The organism is Bradyrhizobium sp. CER78 (assembly GCF_029846235.1).
GTDB lineage: Bacteria > Pseudomonadota > Alphaproteobacteria > Rhizobiales > Xanthobacteraceae > Bradyrhizobium.
In genome coordinates this window covers 57365-76215 of record NZ_JARVWP010000012.1, presented here as the reverse complement: position 1 = coordinate 76215, position 18851 = coordinate 57365, and the positions used below count along the sequence as shown (strand labels likewise).

At 66.1% G+C, this 18851-nt stretch carries 21 protein-coding genes and 1 tRNA gene; 10 read left to right on the top strand and 12 right to left on the bottom strand.

The genetic code is table 11. The features are described 5' to 3' along the window. Nucleotides 1-87: 87 nt before the first annotated feature. Complete coding sequence (locus QDT69_RS24635) at nucleotides 88-564, top strand: VOC family protein (protein ID WP_279709063.1); 477 nt, start codon at nucleotides 88-90, stop codon at nucleotides 562-564. 188 nt (nucleotides 565-752) lie between these two features. Next, nucleotides 753-2015, top strand: coding sequence for a serine hydrolase (locus QDT69_RS24630; RefSeq protein WP_279709062.1), 1263 nt, complete (start codon nucleotides 753-755; stop codon nucleotides 2013-2015). Nucleotides 2016-2159: 144 nt separating this feature from the next. On the opposite strand, the gene QDT69_RS24625 is transcribed toward QDT69_RS24630, so the two are convergent. The 4 genes from QDT69_RS24625 to QDT69_RS24610 all read right to left on the bottom strand — a co-directional run bounded on the left by QDT69_RS24625 (nucleotide 2160) and on the right by QDT69_RS24610 (nucleotide 5001). Next, a complete protein-coding gene (locus QDT69_RS24625; RefSeq protein WP_279709061.1) occupies nucleotides 2160-2657 on the bottom strand; it encodes a peptide deformylase in 498 nt (165 codons plus the stop codon). A 54-nt stretch (nucleotides 2658-2711) separates the two neighbouring features. Beyond that, complete coding sequence (locus QDT69_RS24620; RefSeq protein WP_279709060.1) at nucleotides 2712-3584, bottom strand: bifunctional helix-turn-helix transcriptional regulator/GNAT family N-acetyltransferase; 873 nt, start codon at nucleotides 3582-3584, stop codon at nucleotides 2712-2714. A gap of 65 nt (nucleotides 3585-3649) precedes the next feature. Then, on the bottom strand, nucleotides 3650-4510 hold the full coding sequence (locus QDT69_RS24615; RefSeq protein ID WP_279709059.1) for a DMT family transporter: 861 nt from the start codon (nucleotides 4508-4510) through the stop codon (nucleotides 3650-3652). After that, nucleotides 4507-5001, bottom strand: a complete 495-nt coding sequence (locus tag QDT69_RS24610) for a MarR family transcriptional regulator (RefSeq protein WP_279709058.1) — start codon at nucleotides 4999-5001, stop codon at nucleotides 4507-4509. Before QDT69_RS24610 ends, QDT69_RS24615 begins: the two co-directional genes overlap by 4 nt. A gap of 214 nt (nucleotides 5002-5215) precedes the next feature. Between QDT69_RS24610 and QDT69_RS24605 the strand changes: the two genes are divergently transcribed. After that, complete coding sequence (locus QDT69_RS24605; RefSeq protein ID WP_279709057.1) at nucleotides 5216-6013, top strand: DUF899 domain-containing protein; 798 nt, start codon at nucleotides 5216-5218, stop codon at nucleotides 6011-6013. A 36-nt stretch (nucleotides 6014-6049) separates the two neighbouring features. On the opposite strand, the gene QDT69_RS24600 is transcribed toward QDT69_RS24605, so the two are convergent. Beyond that, entirely contained in the window at nucleotides 6050-6934 is an 885-nt protein-coding gene (locus QDT69_RS24600) for a LysR family transcriptional regulator (RefSeq protein WP_279709056.1), read from the bottom strand. 103 nt (nucleotides 6935-7037) lie between these two features. Here QDT69_RS24600 and QDT69_RS24590 point away from each other — a divergent pair, with 103 nt between their 5' ends. From QDT69_RS24590 to QDT69_RS24580, 3 genes are all read left to right on the top strand, one after another. Next, nucleotides 7038-7823 carry a GNAT family N-acetyltransferase gene (locus QDT69_RS24590; RefSeq protein WP_347952058.1) on the top strand — a complete coding sequence of 262 codons (786 nt, stop codon included), beginning with the start codon at nucleotides 7038-7040 and terminating at the stop codon, nucleotides 7821-7823. After that, nucleotides 7820-8998, top strand: a complete 1179-nt coding sequence (locus QDT69_RS24585) for an MFS transporter (protein WP_279709055.1) — start codon at nucleotides 7820-7822, stop codon at nucleotides 8996-8998. The genes QDT69_RS24590 and QDT69_RS24585 overlap by 4 nt, the downstream gene beginning before the upstream one ends. Before the next feature lie 71 nt (nucleotides 8999-9069). Then, on the top strand, nucleotides 9070-10533 hold the full coding sequence (locus tag QDT69_RS24580) for a M20/M25/M40 family metallo-hydrolase (protein WP_279709054.1): 1464 nt from the start codon (nucleotides 9070-9072) through the stop codon (nucleotides 10531-10533). A 3-nt stretch (nucleotides 10534-10536) separates the two neighbouring features. Here QDT69_RS24580 and QDT69_RS24575 read toward each other — a convergent pair whose 3' ends face one another. After that, nucleotides 10537-11046 (bottom strand): DUF1993 domain-containing protein, encoded by a 510-nt coding sequence (locus tag QDT69_RS24575; protein WP_279709052.1) that lies wholly within the window; start codon nucleotides 11044-11046, stop codon nucleotides 10537-10539. A 14-nt stretch (nucleotides 11047-11060) separates the two neighbouring features. Next, nucleotides 11061-12497, bottom strand: coding sequence for an MFS transporter (locus tag QDT69_RS24570; protein WP_279709050.1), 1437 nt, complete (start codon nucleotides 12495-12497; stop codon nucleotides 11061-11063). Nucleotides 12498-12601: 104 nt separating this feature from the next. Here QDT69_RS24570 and QDT69_RS24565 point away from each other — a divergent pair, with 104 nt between their 5' ends. Continuing rightward, nucleotides 12602-13513: a LysR family transcriptional regulator gene (locus tag QDT69_RS24565; RefSeq protein WP_279709049.1), complete on the top strand. Its 912-nt coding sequence runs from the start codon at nucleotides 12602-12604 to the stop codon at nucleotides 13511-13513. Between the two features lie 31 nt (nucleotides 13514-13544). On the opposite strand, the gene QDT69_RS24560 is transcribed toward QDT69_RS24565, so the two are convergent. Then, on the bottom strand, nucleotides 13545-14456 hold the full coding sequence (locus QDT69_RS24560; RefSeq protein WP_279709048.1) for a LysR family transcriptional regulator: 912 nt from the start codon (nucleotides 14454-14456) through the stop codon (nucleotides 13545-13547). Nucleotides 14457-14670: 214 nt separating this feature from the next. Between QDT69_RS24560 and QDT69_RS24555 the strand changes: the two genes are divergently transcribed. After that, nucleotides 14671-16188: an MFS transporter gene (locus QDT69_RS24555; protein WP_279709047.1), complete on the top strand. Its 1518-nt coding sequence runs from the start codon at nucleotides 14671-14673 to the stop codon at nucleotides 16186-16188. Nucleotides 16189-16243: 55 nt separating this feature from the next. Here the strand turns inward: QDT69_RS24555 and QDT69_RS24550 are convergent, their stop codons facing one another. Then, nucleotides 16244-16648 (bottom strand): cupin domain-containing protein, encoded by a 405-nt coding sequence (locus QDT69_RS24550; RefSeq protein ID WP_279709192.1) that lies wholly within the window; start codon nucleotides 16646-16648, stop codon nucleotides 16244-16246. A gap of 93 nt (nucleotides 16649-16741) precedes the next feature. After that, a complete protein-coding gene (locus QDT69_RS24545) occupies nucleotides 16742-17143 on the bottom strand; it encodes an Ohr family peroxiredoxin (protein ID WP_050419009.1) in 402 nt (133 codons plus the stop codon). A 148-nt stretch (nucleotides 17144-17291) separates the two neighbouring features. Between QDT69_RS24545 and QDT69_RS24540 the strand changes: the two genes are divergently transcribed. After that, the gene (locus QDT69_RS24540) at nucleotides 17292-17759 is read left to right on the top strand and encodes a MarR family transcriptional regulator (protein WP_279709046.1); all 468 of its coding nucleotides are present in this window, start codon (nucleotides 17292-17294) and stop codon (nucleotides 17757-17759) included. 103 nt (nucleotides 17760-17862) lie between these two features. Continuing rightward, nucleotides 17863-18048, top strand: coding sequence for a BamA/TamA family outer membrane protein (locus QDT69_RS24535; RefSeq protein ID WP_279709045.1), 186 nt, complete (start codon nucleotides 17863-17865; stop codon nucleotides 18046-18048). Here QDT69_RS24535 and QDT69_RS24530 read toward each other — a convergent pair. Both QDT69_RS24530 and QDT69_RS24525 read right to left on the bottom strand, forming a co-directional pair. Next, entirely contained in the window at nucleotides 18045-18611 is a 567-nt protein-coding gene (locus tag QDT69_RS24530; protein ID WP_279709044.1) for an AAA family ATPase, read from the bottom strand. The two genes, QDT69_RS24535 and QDT69_RS24530, sit on opposite strands and share 4 nt — an antisense overlap. Nucleotides 18612-18774: 163 nt before the next feature. Then, nucleotides 18775-18849 (bottom strand) — tRNA-Cys (locus QDT69_RS24525). Between the last annotated feature and the right edge of the window lie 2 nt (nucleotides 18850-18851).

Genomic DNA, 18851 nt, shown 5'->3' with positions numbered 1-18851 from the left:
ACAAACGCAGTTCCCGCGAATTATTTTCGTCGGCCTGTCGGTTGCCGTCTTCGCCAACCGTCCTCCGCGCAAACAAGGAGACTGCACATGACCGATCTCGTCACATGCCTTTGGTTCGACCAGGGCCGCGCGCGCGAAGCGGCGGAGTTTTACGCCGCGACCTTTCCCGACAGCCATGTCGATGCGGGGCATGTCTCGCCGATCCCGGGCATCGGGCAGGGTGATGAATTGACGGTTGAGTTCACCGTACTCGGCCGCCGCTTCGTCGGGCTGAATGGCGGCTCCAACTACGTGCCGAACGAGGCGGTGAGTTTCATGGTACTGACCGACAGCCAGGAGGAGACCGACCGCTACTGGAACGCGGTCACGCAAAATGGCGGCGCGGAATTGCCGTGCGGCTGGTGCCGGGATCGCTGGGGCTTCGCCTGGCAGATCACGCCGCGGCGGCTGCTCGAGCTGGTCAACGCCGCCGATCGTGCGACCGGTAGGCGCGCGATGGAGGCGATGATGACGATGAAGAAGATCGACATCGCGGCGATCGAGCAGGCGGCGAACGGACGTTAAGAGCCGCGCCGGCCGCTTCGGTGGGACGTCATGATGGCACGGCCGAGGCTCGAACGTTGGCAAAACTATCGTGACGCATGCCGGCATGCGCTCGCGGCGATGATCACCCCGGCGCAAACATGGGATGTTCCTGGCGTGAGGGCATGCCATGATCCGATGTCAACATCGTTTCACCGGAGCCCACCTTGATGTCCGTCGCGACCGCCCCCAACCAACAACAGCCTCCCACCGCCGCCGAGAGCGATCCCGAGACGCTTGGCTGGATGCAGGGCTTTCCGCCGCCGCAGGACAAGACGATCACGTTCCAGGACGGCTCGCTCCGCAGCTTCCCCGAGCTGCGCTGGGCTTGGAGCAACATCCGCCAGCTGGTGCCGACAGTGAATGTCTGGCGCGGGGCCGGGCCAGCGTCGGTGCTGCCGCGCGAGGATCACGATATCGGCGGCTCCGCATCGGTGACGATGGACGGCCGCCCGCAGACCTTCGCGCGCATGCTCGAGGACAGCTATGCCGATGGGATCGCCGTGCTGCACCGGGGCAAGCTGATCTACGAGCGCTATTTCGGCGCCTTGAAACCGCACAAGCCGCATATTGCGATGTCGGTGACGAAATCGTTCACCGGCACGCTCGCCGGCATCCTGATCGCCGAGGGCAAGATCGATCCGCAGGCGCCGATCACCGATTATGTGCCGGAGCTGAAGGCAAGCGCGTTCGGCGACGCCCGCGTGCACGAGGCGATGGATATGACCACCGGCCTCAAATACACCGAGGTCTATACCGACAGGAATTCCGATGTCTGGGGGCTGCGGCGCGCCAACGGCATGGCGCCGATTCCGTCAGGCTATGAAGGCGCGACCAACATCTTCGACTTCCTCTGCGCGCAGCAGAAGCAGGGCGAGCATGGCAAGGCGTTCGCTTACAAGACAGTCAATTCCGACGTGCTGGCCTTCATCGTCAGGCGCGCCAGCGGCATGACGTTGTCGGATCTGCTGTCCGAGAAGATCTGGGCGCCGATGGGCGCGGAGGAGGACGCGCATTATCACGTCGACCGCATCGGCACCGAAAGCGGCGGTGGCGGGCTGTCGACGACGCTGCGCGATCTCGCCCGCTTCGGCGAGACCATCCGCAATCACGGCCGCTTCAATGGCCGCCAGATCGTGCCGTCGCAAGTGGTCGAGGACATCGCGCGCGGCGGCGATCCCGAAAAATTCAAGCCGGCCGGCTACACCACGCTGCCGGGCGCGTCCTACCGCAACCAATGGTGGGTGACGCATAATGCGCACGGCGCCTACATGGCGCGCGGCGTGCACGGCCAGGGCATCTATATCGATCCGAAGGCCGAGATGGTGATCGCGCGCTACGCTTCGCACCACGCCGCGGGTAATGCTGCGAACGACCCGGTGACGCTGCCGGCTTATATGGCGCTGGCCAAGGATTTGATGGCGGGAGGCTAGCGACGCAAGTTTCGTTTGTAGGGTGGATTAGCCGACCACGTCCGCCGTAGCTCAACGAGCGAAGGCGGAAGGCGTAATCCACCGACTTTCCGTGGTGATAAATGCGGCGGGTTACGCTTCGCTAACCCGCCCTACGGTTCTGGGTTAGCCCCGCGAAATCTTTTCGTATCGCTTGATCAGGCGCTCCCGTTTCAGGCGGGACAGCCGCCGGATCCAGAACACGCCGTCGAGCTGGTCGATCTCGTGCTGATGGCACACCGCGCGCAGCCCGTCGGATTCCTCGGTCTGCATGTTGCCGTCGAGATCCTGGTAGCGGATGCGGACCTGCGCGTGCCGCTCGACCTCGTCGTTGACCCCGGGCATCGAGACGCTGCCTTCCTTGTGCAGGATCTTGTCGTCCGAGGCGTAGATGATTTTCGGATTGACATAGGTCTGTGGGCCCTCGCGCGCGTCGAGTTCGAGCACCACGACGCGGAGTGACACGCCGATATGCGGCGCGGTGATGCCGATCCCGGGCGCCGCGCGCATGGTTTCGAGCAGATCCGTTGCCAGCTCGCGCAGCGCGTCGTCGAACATGGTCACCGGCTCGGCCGGCAGCGCCAGCCGCGGATCGGGATAGCGGACGATGGGGCGAATGGTCATGCCAGCGTCTTAAGCCAGCGTCGGATGTTGGACAACCCGCGCGCGGCGCGCCGCTCAGAGCCGCTTCTCGAAGAACAGGTCAGGGTAGGGGTCATCGTTGAAGCGCGCGATCTCGGTCCAGCCGCTTCGGCGGTAGAGCTGGCCGGCTTCCGCCAGCGCGCTGTTGGTGTCGAGCCGCAGCAGTGCGATGCCGAGCTCGCGCGCGGCATGCTCGGCGGTGTCCATCAGGCGGCGGCCGAGACCGAGGCCGCGCGCGGCGGGTGCGACCCAGAGCCGCTTGATCTCCGCGTACTCGCGGCCGCCACCTTTCAGCCCGACGCAGCCGAGCGGCAGGCCGTCCGACACCGCCACGATGAAGCTGCCGCGCGGGCGCACCATGTCCTTGGCGTCGGGGTCGCGCGACAGCTTGACGTCAAACCCCTGTTTGAAGCGCTGCGCCAGCTCGGCGTAATATTCGCCGAGGCAATAACGCGCTTCCTCGCTGCGCGGGTCCATCTCATGCAGCGCGGTGCCATCTCGCCCGAGCGCCGAGGCGATCAGATCCATCGCCGCCAGCAGCGCCTCGCGTTGGGAATGGTGGGCGAGGAAGTCCTTCGCCTGCCGGTTGGAGATCGCCTCATAGGCGTTGAACTCGCGCTTGCCCGCCGCCGTCAGCTTGGCGATGCGGCGGCGCGCGTCATCCTCATGCGCGGTAGTCTCGATCAGCTCCTCGTCCTCGAGGCTGCGCAGCAGGCGGCTCATCAGGCCGGAATCGAGCCCGAGATAATCCCTGATGTCGCCGACATCAGCGCGGCCGTGCCCGATCGCGTTCAGCACGCGCGCCGCGCCGAGCGGGCGGCCTCGACCAAGGAATGAGGTGTCGAGCGCGCCGACGGCAGAGGTGACGGCACGGTTGAAGCGGCGGACGCGGGAAACAGGGTCGAGCATATATCTGACTTTAGTCAGATATCGTCCGCAGGTCAATTGCGATGGCTCCGCGACCGGGCGGCAATCTAGGCTCGCGCCAGCACAAGCACATTGCCGGCCAGGATCGCGGCGGCGCCGGCGAGCACCGGCCAGCCGAGCGCGAGGTGCTCGAACAGCGCCGACAACACGAGGGCGACGAGCGGCACCAGAGCGAGCGTGTAGGCGGCGCGGCCGGGGCCGAGCCGGCGCACCAGCTCGAAATAGAGCATGAAGGTGATGCAGGACGCCGCGACCGCGAGGTAGAGGAAGCTCGCTGCGTAGGAGAGCGAGACGTCGGCCGCGAATGGCGTGCCGGTTGCGACAGCCCACAGCGCACTCGCGGCGGCGCCGACGAACGCGCCCCAAGCCAGCACGGAGACTACCGGCAGTCCGGCGCGCTGGTTGCGCGCGCCGACGGTCGTCCCGGCGCCGGTCGCGATCGCCGCGGTGAGCGCCCAGGCGAAACCAGCCGGCGACGCAGCGCCATGCGCGCTGGCGCCTGGCAGGAAGATGATCGCGAGCCCGAGAATGCCGCACAGCGCGCCCCACACGAAGCCGGAGGAGATCGTGACGCCGAGCGCGGCACGCGCGATCACGGCTGCGAAAAGCGACGAGGTCGAGAGCACCAGCGCGGCAAGTCCGCTCGGCATCCGCGCGGTCGCTTCATAGAAGGCGACGAAGGCGATCGCGAAGAATAGCAGGCCCTGCAATGCGACGGCCGCTCGGTCCTTGCGCGGGATCGCGAGCGGCACGCCACGTAGCCGGGCGTAACCGACCAGGATAAGGCCGGCCAGCACCATGCGCAGCGCGACCGACCACGGCGCTGGCGTGATGCCGGCCTGCATCGCCGTTGCCAGCGCGCCGCCGCCCCATAGCAGTGCGGTCAACGCGAACAATGCGGCCGTCATGACGCGCCGGCATCCCGCCAGCCGCCGGCATCGATCCGCGCGCTTTCGTCCTCGAGCCGGGTGAGGGTGGAATCGAGCGCGGCTCGCTCGCTCTCCGACAGGCGCGCCAGCAGCCGCGCCTCGATCGCGCTGCCGAGTGCGGCGATCCGGTTGAAGGCGGTCCGGCCGCTGCGGGTGATGCTGACCGCGGCGAAGCGGCGATCGGACTTGCCGGCACGTCGCACCGCGAAGCCGAGCTCCGTGAGCTGGCCGATGCCGCGGCTGGTCGCGAACGGGTCGAGCGCGCAGGCGCGGCCGATCTCGGCGGCATTGGCAGCGTCGCGCTCGGCGATGACGGCGAGGATGCGCCAGCCGGCCTGGCTCAGTCCGTATGTCTCGCCGTAGAAACTCTCGAGCGGACGGGCGACCTGGGCCGCGACCAGGAACAAGCGATAGGGCAGCCAGCTGCTCAGCTTCAGGCCATCGTCGGCGGCACGCGCGGTCTGTTTCATGGCTGGAGGCTCGCATAGATAATTGCAGAGTGCAAGTACTATGCAAAGAGATTGAACCGATCGGGGCGCATGCGCGAAAATCCCGACACACTTGTCACTCCCACCGGCCGCCGCCGCCGCGCCAGATTGCGGCATGGCCAATGACGAACGGCCGCCAGCAATGGAACTGCGCAGTGGTGCCGGAGTTCGTCCAATTCGAGAGATGGAGATCATCATGAGCAAATCGGTTGAAAGCGATCGCGGCGGACTGGCGGCAATGCAGACACCGCCTGTCGTGTCGCAGGAAGCGTGGGAGGCGGCGCGCCTGGAGATGCTGGTGAAGGAAAAGGCGCATGTGCGGGCGCGCGACGCGCTCGCGGCGGAGCGGCGGCGGATGCCCTGGATGGCGGTCGAGAAGCCGTATGTCTTCGAGGGACCGAACGGCAAGGTGAGCCTGCTCGACCTGTTCGAGGGCCGCCGACAGCTGATCATCTACCGCGCGTTCTTCGAGCCCGGCGTGTTCGGCTGGCCGGATCACGGCTGCCGCGGCTGCTCGCTCGGCGCCGATCAGGTCAGCCATCTCTCGCATCTCAACCAGCGCGATACCACGCTGGCCTACGCCTCACGCGCGCCGCAGGCCGACATCGCGCGGCTGAAGGCGCGGATGGAATGGGAGATGCCGTGGTACACGATCACCGACAGCTTCGACGCAGATTTCGGCGTCGCCGAGTGGCACGGCCACAACGTCTTCATCCGCGACGGCGAACGGATTTTCCGCACCTATCTCGTCAACAGCCGCGGCGACGAATCGATGGGTACGGTGTGGAGCTATCTCGACATCACGCCGTTCGGCCGTCAGGAGCTCTGGGAGGACTCGCCGAAGGGCTATCCGCAGGGCCCGACCTACAAATGGTGGAACTGGCACGACAATTACGAGGTCGAGACCGCACCGAACGCGAAGTGGGCGGCCGTGACCGACGCCGGCGAAGCTGCGTTCCGCAAGATCGCCGAGCAGGAACGCAAGGCGACTTGACGGGGGTGGAGTTGGGGAGGGCGCGCGGCGTCCTCCCTATCTGGCCGAGAGCGCCTTCAGCGCAGACAAGGTCTGCCGCAGCCCGCGATCGAGGCGCTTGTCGCGGCGGATCACGACCGCGAGGCGGCGATAGAGCTTTGGCGACAGCGACCGGACGATCAGGTCGCGCTTGGTGTTGGCAGGCACCGCCATGCCGGGCAGGATCGCGCAGCCGAGGCCGGCGCGGACCATTTCCTTGATCGCCTCGACGCTGCCGAGCGACATCAACGGCTTTAGCGACACGCCGCCGCGCGCCAGCCACTCGTCGGCCGTGCGCCTTGTGTTGCCGCCGGGCTCGAACAGCAGAACCGGCCTGGTCGCCAGCACCTCCGGCGTGATCCGTGTCGGCAGCTTCATCTCGCGCGGCGCGATCAGCACGAACTCGTCATTCATCACAGGCGTGATCTCAAAGCTGCGCCCCGACACCGGCAGCGTGACCAGCGCGATGTCGATCGTGTTGTCCTCGACCGCCCGCGCGATCTCCGCGGTGTTGCCGGTCGTGACCGTGATCTCGAGCGAGGGCATTGCTGCCCGCAACTCCTTCAGGATCGGCGGCAGCAGGAAGATGCAGGCGGTGGCACCGGTGCCGAGCCGCACGCGGCCTGCCGTTCCCGTGGTCTGCTGCGCAACGGCGTCGACCGCCGACGTCACCGCCGCGCTGATCTGCTGCGCGTGCGAGAGCAAGGCGACGCCGGCGGCCGTCGGCCTCGCCCGTCGTCCGACCCGCTCGATCAAGGTCGCATTCAGGCTCTTTTCGAGCTGGCGCACCTGCAGGCTCACCGCAGGCTGGGTGAGCTGCAACCGCTCGGCCGCGGCGGAGAAGCTGCCGCTATCGATCACGACGGCGAAGCTTTCGAGATAGTTGAGGTTGAGGTTCTTCATCAAAGCACCTCTTATGCTGCGCATAAATTATAAAAGCTTCACTTATATAAGGCCGGAGCGCATAGTCCGGCAAGCGACGGCTTCGGCGGATCGGGAGCAGGCATTGTCTGGCCTCAGGCGCATTGGCGGCGTTATCGTCGAGCTGGGGCGCTATCTTGCGGTCTCACCGCATTCGCGCATCCGCCGCTGGCAGGCGCTGGGCGAGCTCGACGATCGTCTGCTGGCGGATGTCGGACTGTCGCGCAGCGATGTCGAGATGAGTCCATGGTGCGTGCAGAATGCGCCGACGCGCCGTCGAACCACAGGCCTGATGCCGCAGGACGAGAGTAGAAGGATGAGAGACAGCGAAGCCACAATGATCCGCGACGCCACCGAGGTCGACATGGCGGAAGTGCAGCACATCTATGCCCATCACGTGCTCAACGGGCTAGCGACCTTCGAGGAGGTGCCGCCGACGGTGGACGAGATGCGCAGCCGCCGGAGCGCCGTGCTGGCGGCGGGGCTGCCGTATCTCGTGGCTGTGGTTGACGGGCAGGTGGCCGGCTATTCCTATGCGACGGCGTACCGGCCGCGGCCGGCCTATCGCAACACCATTGAAGACTCGGTCTACGTGTCGGAAGCCCTGCGCGGCCGCCGCGTCGGGGCAGCGCTGCTGCAGGCGCTGATCGAGCGATCGGAGGCGGGGCCCTGGCGGCAAATGATCGCCGTGATCGGCAACAGCGGCAATGTCGGATCGATCGCACTGCACCGTCGCATGGGCTTCGAGATGGTCGGAACGCTCAGGTCGGTCGGTTTCAAGCTCGGGCAATGGGTCGACACCGTGCTGATGCAGCGGCCGCTTGGGCCGGGCGCCGCCACGCTTCCCGCGGAGAGGGAATTGCCACGGTGATCGCTCGCCGCGTCGTGGCCGCCCTCGGGCTGGCTCAATTGATCTCGTGGGGCGCGACCTATTATCTGATCGGTGGCTTCGGCGAGCAGATATCGGCGGATGTCGGCTGGGGGCGCGACATCGTCTACGGCGGATTCGCCGCGGCGTTGCTGGTGATGGGAGTGACGTCGCCCCTTGCGGGGAGGTGGGTGGACAGAAGCGGCGGCCGTCAGGTCATGGTCGCAGGCGCCGTGATCAACGCGCTCGGCTGCGCCGGTCTCGCGGTCTCGCATCAGATCGGCACCTACTACGCATCCTGGATCGTGCTCGGCTTCGGCATGCGGTTGACGCTGTACGATGCGGCGTTCGCCGCGCTGGCCCGGATCGGCGGACCGGAGGCGCGCCGCGCGATGTCCGGGATCACCTTGCTCGGCGGCCTCGCGGCAACTGTGTTCTGGCCGCTCGGCCATACGCTCTCGGAACAGTTCGGCTGGCGCATCGCGGTGCTGGTCTATGCCGGTCTCGCACTGCTGACGATCCCGCTGCACGTGCTGATCCCGACCAAACGGTTTGCCGGCGTATCGAGCTCCGCCGCGCCGGCACATAAGCAACCACGCGCCGCCAGCCGCCGGCAGCTTGCCGCGGCAGGCGGGCTCTATGCCGTGATCATGACCGGCGCCAACTTCCTGAATGCCGGCATGTCCGCGCACATGATCGCGGTGCTCTCAGGCCTCGGGCTCACCGTCAGCGTGGCCGTCTGGATCGCAACGCTGCGGGGCATTGGACAATCCGCTGCGCGCCTTTGCGAAATCCTGTTCGGTGCACGGCTCGATCCGCTGGCGCTCAATCTGATGGCATGCCTGATCATGCCGCTCTCCTTCATCGCCGGATTGTTCAGCGGGTCGTCGAAGCAGATGGCGATCGCCTTCGCGCTGCTCTACGGCGCCTGCAACGGCATTCTCACCATCACAAGGGGAACGCTACCGCTGATCCTGTTCGATCATCGCAGCTACGGCACGCTGGTCGGCCGGCTGATCGTTCCGAGCTTCATCCTGCCGGCGGCGGCGCCGCTGGTCTATGCGATCGTGATCGACCGGTTCGGCGATGCGAGCGCGCTCTATCTCTCCACCGGCCTCGCTATGACGACACTGCTCGCAGCCGCCATGCTGAAGGTGATGTTCCCCAGAACTTCTTGAACTCGAGGACTCCCTGGGGCGAGCGGCGCAGATTATCCTGTTTCAAAACCATATATGGGAGGAAGAAGAACATGATGCCGTCGACCAAGACCCGCCTCGCAGCGTTGGCCGTTGCCGCGTTGCTGTCCTGTGCCGGAGCGGGACATGCGCGCGCCGAGCAGCCGGGCGACCGCACGGTTGCGCTGCTCAAGAAACTGATCTCCTTCGACACTTCGAATGGCCCGGGCGATACGCGGGCGCTCGCCGAGTACTTGAAGTCGCAGTTCGCGCCGCTGGGCGCCGAGGTGGACATCTTCGTCGCCCCGAACGGCAAGGCCGCGCATTTCATCGCGCGGCTGCGCGGTGACGGCTCGAAGAAGCCGGTGCTGCTCGCCGCGCATGCCGACGTCGTTCCGGTCGAACGCGAGAAGTGGACCGTCGAGCCGTTCGCCGGCGTCGAAAAGGACGGTTTCGTCTACGGGCGGGGCGCGATGGATTTCAAGGGCGGGCTCGCCGTCTTCGCGAGCGCCGTGATGCGGCTGGCGGAAGAGAAGACGCCGCTTGCGCGCGATGTGATCTTCCTGGCCGAGGCCGACGAGGAGCAGGGGCAGTACAGCACGGTGTGGCTGGCGAAGGACCATTGGGACAAGATCGACGCGGAGTTCGCGCTGAACGAAGGCGGCTACGTGCTGCAGGAGCGCGACGGCAGGGTGCGCCAGGTCAATGTCACGACGGCGGAAAAGATCTCGGCGACCTTTGCCTTGAAGGCGACCGGTCCCTCGGGCCATTCCTCGCGGCCGTTCCCGGCGGGCGCGATGGCCAACGACCGCCTGATCGCGGCACTGGCCAAGCTCGCGGCGCACGATCCGGCCGTCAAGCTGGTGCCGGCGACGGAGGCCTATTTCAAAGCACTGCTGCCGATCAGTTCGGAGCAGACGGCGGCCGACATCAAGCAGCTGTTGGCCGCAAAGGACCAGGGTGATCTCGAATCGGCCGGAAAGAAACTGGTCGCCGACAATCCCAAGGACAGCCTGCTGCTGCACGCCCTGCTGCGCGACACCATGGTGATCACGATGATCGACGCCGGCATCAAGCCCAACGTCATCCCCGGCGACGCCAAGGCGGTCGTGAACACGCGGTTGCTTCCGGGAACGACGACGGACCAGATGATCGCCGAGATCAAGCGCGCGGTCGGCGATCCCGGCATTGAAGTCAGCATCGTGACCTCGCTGACGCAGCAGGCGGCGCGGGACGCCTATCTGATGCGGAGCAAGATCCCCGCGTCGCCGGTCGATACCGAGCTTTATGCCGCGCTGGATCGCAATGCCAAGCGGATCTGGAAGGACGCCGTCCTGGTGCCGACCATGTTCGAGGCGGGCACCGACGCCACCGCCTGGCGCGAGCGCAACGTGCCCGTCTACGGCATCTATCCCTATCCGCTCGACGACGACATTCTGAGCCGGATGCATGGCAACGACGAAAGGATCGGCGTCGAGGCCGTCAAGCAGGGCGCGGAGTGGGTCTACAACACGCTTCGCGAGGTCGCAAAGAAGTAGCGATCAATTCGAGAGGTAGTTGCCGAGGAAGTCACGCTTGCCGAGCGGCACGCCGCGATGGCGCAGGATGGCGTAGGCGGTGGCGACGTGGAAGAACAGGCTCGGCAGCGCGAAGCCGTGGAGGTAGCGCGCTGCCGGCATTGGCGGGACGCCGAAGGGCAGAGTGATGAGACGTTCCGCTGCCTGGTCGAATGCCCGAACCGGGACCGTGTCGATGTAGTCGAGCGTCCGCGAGATGCGGGCGTGGGCCTCGGCGAGGCTCCGTTCATCGTCGGCGAAGGGCGGTGGCTCGAGGCCGGCGAGCCGCCCGGCAGCGCCCTTGGCGTGATCGCTGGCCCGTTGCACTTGGCCGACCAGCGTCAGCATGTCGGGCGCCAGCCGCGCCGCGAGCATAACGTCGGAATCGAGACCGCGTTCGCGGGCGTGGGCCTCGCCCTTGCGCAGGAGATCGGCGAGTGCGTCGAGCATCTGGCGAAATACCGGGACGGATGCATCGTAGAGCGGTGCGGTCATGGATTCTCCTGATTTCAAGCAACCGGCTCGCGCGGCAGCCACAGCGACAGCCAGCCGCCGAGCGCCAGCAAAGCGACGTTGCAGCCGAGCGCGATCGTGAAGGCATGGGCGTAGTCGTCGGCCTGCGGATGCGGCCCGAGCAGGCTGTAGAAGATGCCGCCGATGATGGCGACGCCGAGTGCGGCACCGATCTGGAAGGTCGAGATCATCATGCCCGACGCCAGTCCCGCATGGCGCGGATCGATGCTGCCGATCACGGCCTTGATCACCGACGGCATCACGGTGCCGAAGCCGAGCCCGCCGCAGATCAGGCCGAACTCCGCACTCTGCGGCAGCACTCCGCCCACCGACAGCATCACGATGCCGAAGCCGATGACCTGGAGCGCGAAGCCAACGGTCAGCGTGCGCGCGCCGAGCCATTGCATCACCAGCGATGACACCAGCGAGCTCACGAAGAATCCGGTGGCAAAGGGCAGGGTGGCGAGGCCGGCCGCCAGCGGTGAAAAATGCAGTCCGCTCTGCAGGTAGACCGCAAAGGTCAAATAGAACGACGACAGCATGTAGAAGGCAAGCGCCATCACCAGCCCGATCACGAAGTCGCCGTTGCGCAGCAGATGCAGGGCAACCAGCGGATCGCCGCCGCGCGCCGACAGCTGCGCCTCGAAGCGGACGAAGGCGGCGAGCGTCAGCGGAGACGCCAGCAGCATCGCGGTGATCCAGACCGGCCAGCCGGATTCGCGTCCCTCGATCAGCGGATAGACCAGACAGCCGAGCGTGAGCGACAGCAGGACGACGCCGCCGACATCAAGCCGTTGGGCATGCTCGGCACGCGAGTCGGTCAGATACAGCAGGCCGCCGATGAACGCGACGAGGCCAATCGGCACGTTGATCAGGAAGATCGCTTGCCAGGCGAGGCCAAACGGATGGGCCGACACCAGGATGCCGCCCAGCACCTGGCCGCAGATGTTGGCAAGACCGAACGTCGCGCCGTAGAAGCCGAGCGCGCGGCCCTGTTCGGCCGCGGGGAACAGCACGCGGATCGAGGCGAGCACCTGCGGCGCCATCACGGTGGCGGTGAGGCCTTGCAGGATCCGCCCGGCGACCAGCACGGTGGGCGACCATGCAATACCGCACAACACCGACGCAATCGTGAAGCCCGCAACACCGGTCAGGAACATGCGCCGCCGGCCAAGCAGGTCGCCGAGCCGGCCGCCCGTGATCAGGAAGACCGCGTAGGTCGCGGCATAGGCCGAGATCACGAACTGCACCTCGCTCGCTGTCGCGCCGAGATTGTCGCGAATGGCCGGCAGAGCGAGGTTGACGACGTTGAAGTCGAGGATCGGCAGGAAGGCTCCGGTCAGCAGCACGGGCAGCGCCAGCCAGCGCCGCGGGTCGACCATCGCCGGCCGCGTGTCGTGCAATCGCAATGTCTCGGTGGTCTCGCTTGTCACCTGCCAACTCCTCTGCATCGTCGGCGCGCCGCACCAACGACCGGAAGATGGCCTGTCCGTTCGTGATAAGATATTATCCAGAGCTGCCAAGCGAGTTTGCAAAAATGCACAGTCCTCTCGACTGGAATGACCTTCGGCTCGTCCTCGCTGTCGCGCGCGAGGGCAGCCTCTCAGGCGCGGCGCGCAGGCTGGGCGTCACGCATTCGACGGTGTTTCGCCGTCTCGGCACGATCGAAACAGCGATCGGTACGCGGCTGTTCGAGCGCTTCCGCGACGGCTATGCGCCGACACCGGCCGGCGACACCGCGGCAGCGTCGGCGGTCCGGCTCGAGGACGAGGTGCTCGCGCTCGAGCGCAAGCTGGCGGGACAGGACCTCAGGCCGTCGGGTCCGGTCCGGATCACGACCACGGACACGCTCGGCGCGGTGCTGGTGCGGCATCTGCCGGCGATGCGCGCTGCGCATCCGGAGATCCGGCCCGAGATCATCGTCTCGAACGCGATGGCCAACCTGACGCGCCGCGAGGCCGACATCGCGATCCGGCCGACGCCGGCGCCGTCCGAGTTGCTGGTCGGACGGCGCATCGCCGAGATTGCCCATGCGGTCTACGGATCGCGTGCCTATCTCGCCCGGCGCAACGACAAGGATCTGTCCGCGCATGACTGGATCGGGCTCGATGACGCGCTGGCGGGGACCGTGATCGCCGACTGGATGCGGAAGAACCTGCGTTCGGTGCGCGTCGTCTGCCGCGTCGATGCGCTTCCGGCGCTGCGCGACGCAGCAATGGTTGGAATGGGTCTGGCTCTGCTTCCCTGCTATGTCGGCGATCTCACGCCTGCGCTGCGCCGCCTGACGCCGAAGCCGCTCGCCGGGCCGCGATCGGCGCTATGGCTGTTGACGCATGACGATCTCAGGCGCACCGCGCGGATTCGCGCCACGCTGGATTTTCTGGCCAAGGCGCTTGGGTCGGAACGCGCGCTGTTCGAGGGAAAGCGGGCCGAAGGCTCGCGGCGTTAGCCGATAGGCGATCTTGCGCGTCACTGATTGTTCAGGACCCGGCAGCGACAGCGATGGTTCGCGTGTTCCCCGCTGCGCTGCCGGTGCTCGCGGGCGGACGATGGTGCTCGCGAAAGGCGCTTGCCAACGTCTTCAACGCCGCGCGCGACCTCGCGTCTGACAACGTCGACAGCAGCATGATCTCGGATGGAGGCAGGGCGGGGAGGCCGAACTTCTCGGTCACCTCGATCGTGCCGGGCGGCGCCACCCGGCGTGAGAACACCGAGATCGCCAGGCCCGCCGAGACCGCATCGGCCACGGCAAAAGCGCCGCAACCGAGGAAGGTTTCCGTCCACGGCAGTGCCGCTGCGTCGAGCGCACGCGTGGCGGTGTTAAGGATGCCGCAGGCGGGTGACGATGCCGCCAATCGGAACGGCTCTCCGGCGCGATGGAGAAAGTCCGGCGTGGCAAACCAGCCGAAATGATCGGGGCCGAGAACGACGCCGTCGCGACGATCGTCCTCCCGAAAAATGATCACGGCGTCGATCATTCCGCGATCGAAAGTGTCGAGCAGATCACGGGCATCGCCGAGGCGTACCTCGATCGTGAGCATGGGATCATGTGCATTGAGCCGGGCGAGCAGGGTGGGAAGTTCGGGGGCGCCGACGTGAGTGGCGATCCCCAGTGAAAAACGGCGGCGGGCTGACGACAGTCCGGCGACGGCGCGGTCATGCGCGGCGAGCAGTTCGCGCGCGGGAGCGAGGAACTCGGCACCCTGGGCCGACAGGCGCACCAGCCGCGGGGTTCGCTCGATCAGTCTGTGGCCGACTTGGCGCTCCAGCCGCTTCAGCTTGACGCTGATCGCGCCCTGCGTCGTGCCGAGCGCTTCGGCAGCGCGGGTAAAACTGCTGAGCTCGGCGATGGTCATGAAGGTCTTCACGGCGTCGATGTCGAGCGTGGTCATGTCAATCATCCGGAATTGTTGTCTCTGAAATATCTAGTCATCCAATTCACCAATGCTCAAGGCGTGACTAGCTTTGCGTCGTGAAGCGCCGCGGCCACCCGATTCCTGCCGCTGCTGCCTCAAACCATCGTGAGTCGATCGACCGACGCTGCTGCCAGCACCCTGGCAACAGGGTGCGGTATGCCGTTGGCTTGCCACAACAAAAGGCCCGATCATGTCTACTGAACTGAGCCGCCGCGGCGCTGTTGTCCTCTCCGCCGTATGCCTTGCCTGCCTGATGTTCGGATTGGAGATATCCAGCATCCCCGCGATCTTGCCGACGCTGGAACGGGTGCTGCATGCCGATTTCAAGGCGCTGCAATGGATCATGAATGCCTACACCATCGCGGTGACCACCGTACTCATGGCGATCGGGACGGTGGCGGACCGCTACGGGCGCAAGCGCATCTTCCTGGTCGCGATCGCGGCGTTCGGCATCACCTCGCTGATCTGCGGCGTCGCCTCGAGCGTCGAAATGCTGATCGTCGCCCGCTTCCTGCAAGGGCTGAGCGGCGGCGCGCTCTTGATCTGCCAGATCGCCGTGCTCTCGCACGAATTCCAGGGCGGCCGCCTGCGCGCGGTTGCCTGGGGCTGGTGGGGCGTCATCTTCGGCATCGGCCTCGGCTTCGGCCCGATCATCGGCGGCGCCGTCGTCGCGGTGCTGAGCTGGGAGTGGGTGTTCCTTGTCCACGTGCTGTTCGCAGCCGTTGCGTTCGTGCTCACGATCGGCGGCGTGCATGAGTCGAAGGACCCGAAGGCCAGCAGCCTCGACGTCGCCGGCATCGTGACGATGTCGCTCGCGGTGTTCTGTCTCGCCTTCTACATCACGCAGGGGCCGGATCTCGGCTTCGTCAGCCCGAAGGGGCTCGCGATCCTCGGCGTCTCGGCGGTCAGCTTCATCGCGTTCCTCGTCGCCGAGAGAATCAGCCGGCGGCCGATGTTCGACTTCTCTGTGTTTCGGATCCCGGCGTTCTCCGGCTCGATCGTTGGCTCGGCGGCGATGAACCTCAGCTACTGGCCGTTCATGATCTATCTGCCGATCTGGTTTCACGCCGGTCTCGGTTATGACAGCGTGTCCGCCGGCCTTGCGCTGCTCGCCTACACGCTGCCGACGTTGGTGATGCCGCCGTTTGCCGAGCGGCTTTCGCTGCGCTATCAGCCGGGCCTGATCATCCCGGCGGGGCTGTTCACCATCGGCACCGGGTTCATGCTGATGAAGTTCGGCAGCGCGGCCGCGCAGCCCGACTGGCTGACGATGCTGCCGGGCTGCCTGCTTGCCGGGATCGGACTCGGCATCACCAATACGCCGGTCACCAACACGACCACCGGCTCGGTCTCGAGCGACCGTGCCGGCATGGCCTCCGGCATCGACATGAGCGCGCGGATGGTCTCCCTCTCGGTCAATATCGCGCTGATGGGATTCATCCTGGCGAGCGGCGTGCTGGCACATCTGAAGTCCGTGCTGCCGTCGCTGGACGGTGCGCAACTCCGTGTCCTCGCCGAGCGGATCGCGTCCGGCGATGCCGCGTCCGCACCGGAGCTGACCGGCCCGGTCGTGCACCAGGCGCTGGCGAGCGGTTTTGGCTGGGTGATGCTCTATGGCGGCATCGGCGTCTGGATCATGGCCGCAATCAGTTTCCTGATCTTCAATGGGCGGACGGTGCGGCAGCCGCAGGTTCAATGCACGAAGTGAGATGATGTCGCCGCGCCCGCCCCAGGCTGAGCACGGGCGGGCAGGCGGCATCGGTTCACTTTACAAGCGTCAGCAGCGGCTTGTCTTTCTCGACGATATAGGTCGCAAGCTCGCTGGCGGTGACGTTGCCGACATTCTTCGCCGCATGGATGGTGCCTGCGGGGATGAACAGGACGTCGCCGGCCTTCAGCGTTGCCGGCGGCCTGCCGTCGACATCGTATTCGAGCGTCCCTGATAGCACATAGATGATCTCTTCGCCGGGATGGGTGTGCTGGCCGAAGGCCTTGCCCGGTGCGATGTCGACACGCACCTGCACGGCTTCGCGTCCGGGCGCGCTGAGGTCGTGGCGCTGCAGATCGGTTCGAGCGATGCCGGCCGGCTGCCGCGCCTGCGCGCTCGGGATCGTCAGGAGACTTGCAGCGAACAAGGCCGTCCTTGCGAGGAGACGCGTCGCCGTCATCAGCTTGCTGGTCATCTTGAACTCCTGGAGTTGTGCTGTCCGACCGCGAGCCGGCAAGCGGCCGGCCGCGTCGGAGCTCGTCATGGGCTGGTCTCAGACCAGGGTGGTCGTAACGTCGATGTTGCCGTGAACCGCCTTGGAGTAGGGGCAGATGCCGTGCGCGGCTTCGATCAGCTCCTGCGCGACCTCGCGCTCGACGCCAGGAACGTGAACGTTGAGGCGTGCGCTCAGGAAGTAGGCGCTGCCGGCCTGGTTCAGGTCGATCTCGGCGTCGACCTCGGGCTCGCTCGCGAGCTTGACCTTGCGCTGTCCGGCGGCGAGCTGGATTGCGCCGATGTAGCAAGCCGACCAGGCGGCGGCGAATAGGTTTTCGGCGGCGGGGTGCGGCTGCGGCAGCTTGACGTCGAGGAAGCCGTCGCGCGAGCGGGCGGCGCCGTTCGGGCCGGCGGTGACGTGGGTCTTTCCGGTGACGAGAACCTTTGCATTGGCGGTCATGGCGAACTCCTTTGGGTTGGATATAGATCGTATCCGATCTAATCGGATGCGAGTTGAAATAGACCCCGTGCCGGGCGATGTCAAGCTCTTCCGATTTAATCGGATACGATTTATATTGGTCGAGACTTCACAAACTCCGGAGACGCCCGTGACCCGTTCCCCCAAGGCCGACACCAAAGGCCGAAAACTATCGAGTTTTCTGTGCTTTGCGGTCTATTCGGCCAATCTGGCCTTCGGCCGCGCCTACAAGCCGATCCTCGACGCGTTCGGTCTGACCTACACCCAGTACATTGCCATGATCGCGCTGTCGGAGGCGGACGAGCAGACCGTCAGCGCGCTCGGCGAAAAGCTGTTCCTGGAATCCAACACGCTGACGCCGATCCTCAAGAAGCTGGAGCAGAGCGGCTACATCAGCCGTACCCGCGATCCCGCCGACGAGCGGCAGGTGCGGGTGAGCCTGACGGCGGCGGGCCGGCGTCTGCTCGACAAGGAGATCAACGCGTCGCTGGTCGAAGCCACCGGGCTCGGCGACGAATTTCCGATCGTGCAGAAGAGCGTGGTCAGGCTGCGCGACAACCTGCTGCATCACACGCGCGGCGATGCGAAGAAGGGCTGATCGTTCGGCAGCAAAATGTAACGCGCTGTATCTGCATCGCGGCCTTCCGGATTTTCGCCACCCACTCCGCTCCGCCTCGGGATGACGCAGAGGGGAGTTCGAGTTGTGCAGGACGTTGCTGCCCATCTGCGGGATGATCGCCACGATCAGCCACGCAGCGATCTTCGGCGTCGGCCTGATCTGGGCGTCGCCATTCGGGCCGCTGCGCTTCGATTACGCCGTGCCGATCACGAAGGGCAAATACGACATCGTGCAGGAGTTCCGGTTCGGCGGCGGGACGTCGTTCTAGGAGGGCGATGGTTTCGCCGCCGGAGCGACGCAGCTGCCGAGCGTCGCCAGCACGAAATCGGCCCTCGTGGCCGGCGAACTCTTCGGCAGGTTAATGACGTCGTAGCCGAGCATGGGAAACGTTTGCATCAACCGGTGATATTCCGCCGTTGCTGCCTCGAAGCCGTGGCGGCGCTCGGAATCGGTCACGTAGATCTCGGGCCATGGCGGCGTCATGAACACGCGCCTGTGGTAGCGATGTGCAGAGCAGATCGGGCGCAGCGCCGGCTCGCTTGTCAGCGTCTCGAGCGCCGACGCCGCGTCAATGAGACCGCGATCGAAGAACACCCATCCGGAATGGGATTCGGCCATCTCCATATCCCTGAGCGCGACGTCCACGGCGCGGCGGATAAAAGCCGCTGCATCGACCCAGGGCAGCGCATTGCCGCCGGATGCGATCTCATCGGCGATGATGCGGCGGCCGGGCTCCTCGACGACCGGATAGCCGCGTGCGCGCAGTTCAGCCAGCAAGGTCGATTTTCCGCCGCCGGAGCAGCCGGAGATCAGCACGGAGCGATGGTTCAAGAGAAGGTCCTTTGCTTGCGACAGTGAGAGCAGGGCGGTCCGCGGTCGCGGAACGCCTGATGGAACTTGCAGGTCTGGGGGATCGCCCGGAGACGCTCTCGACGGGCAGGACCAGGATAGCTTCCGGGTCCGGGACAGGCAACAAGCCTTGGAGGTCAAGCCTTGGAGGTGTGGGCCGGAATCGAACCGGCTCATGGCGGTTTTGCAGACCGCAGCGTTCCCATTTCGCCACCACACCCA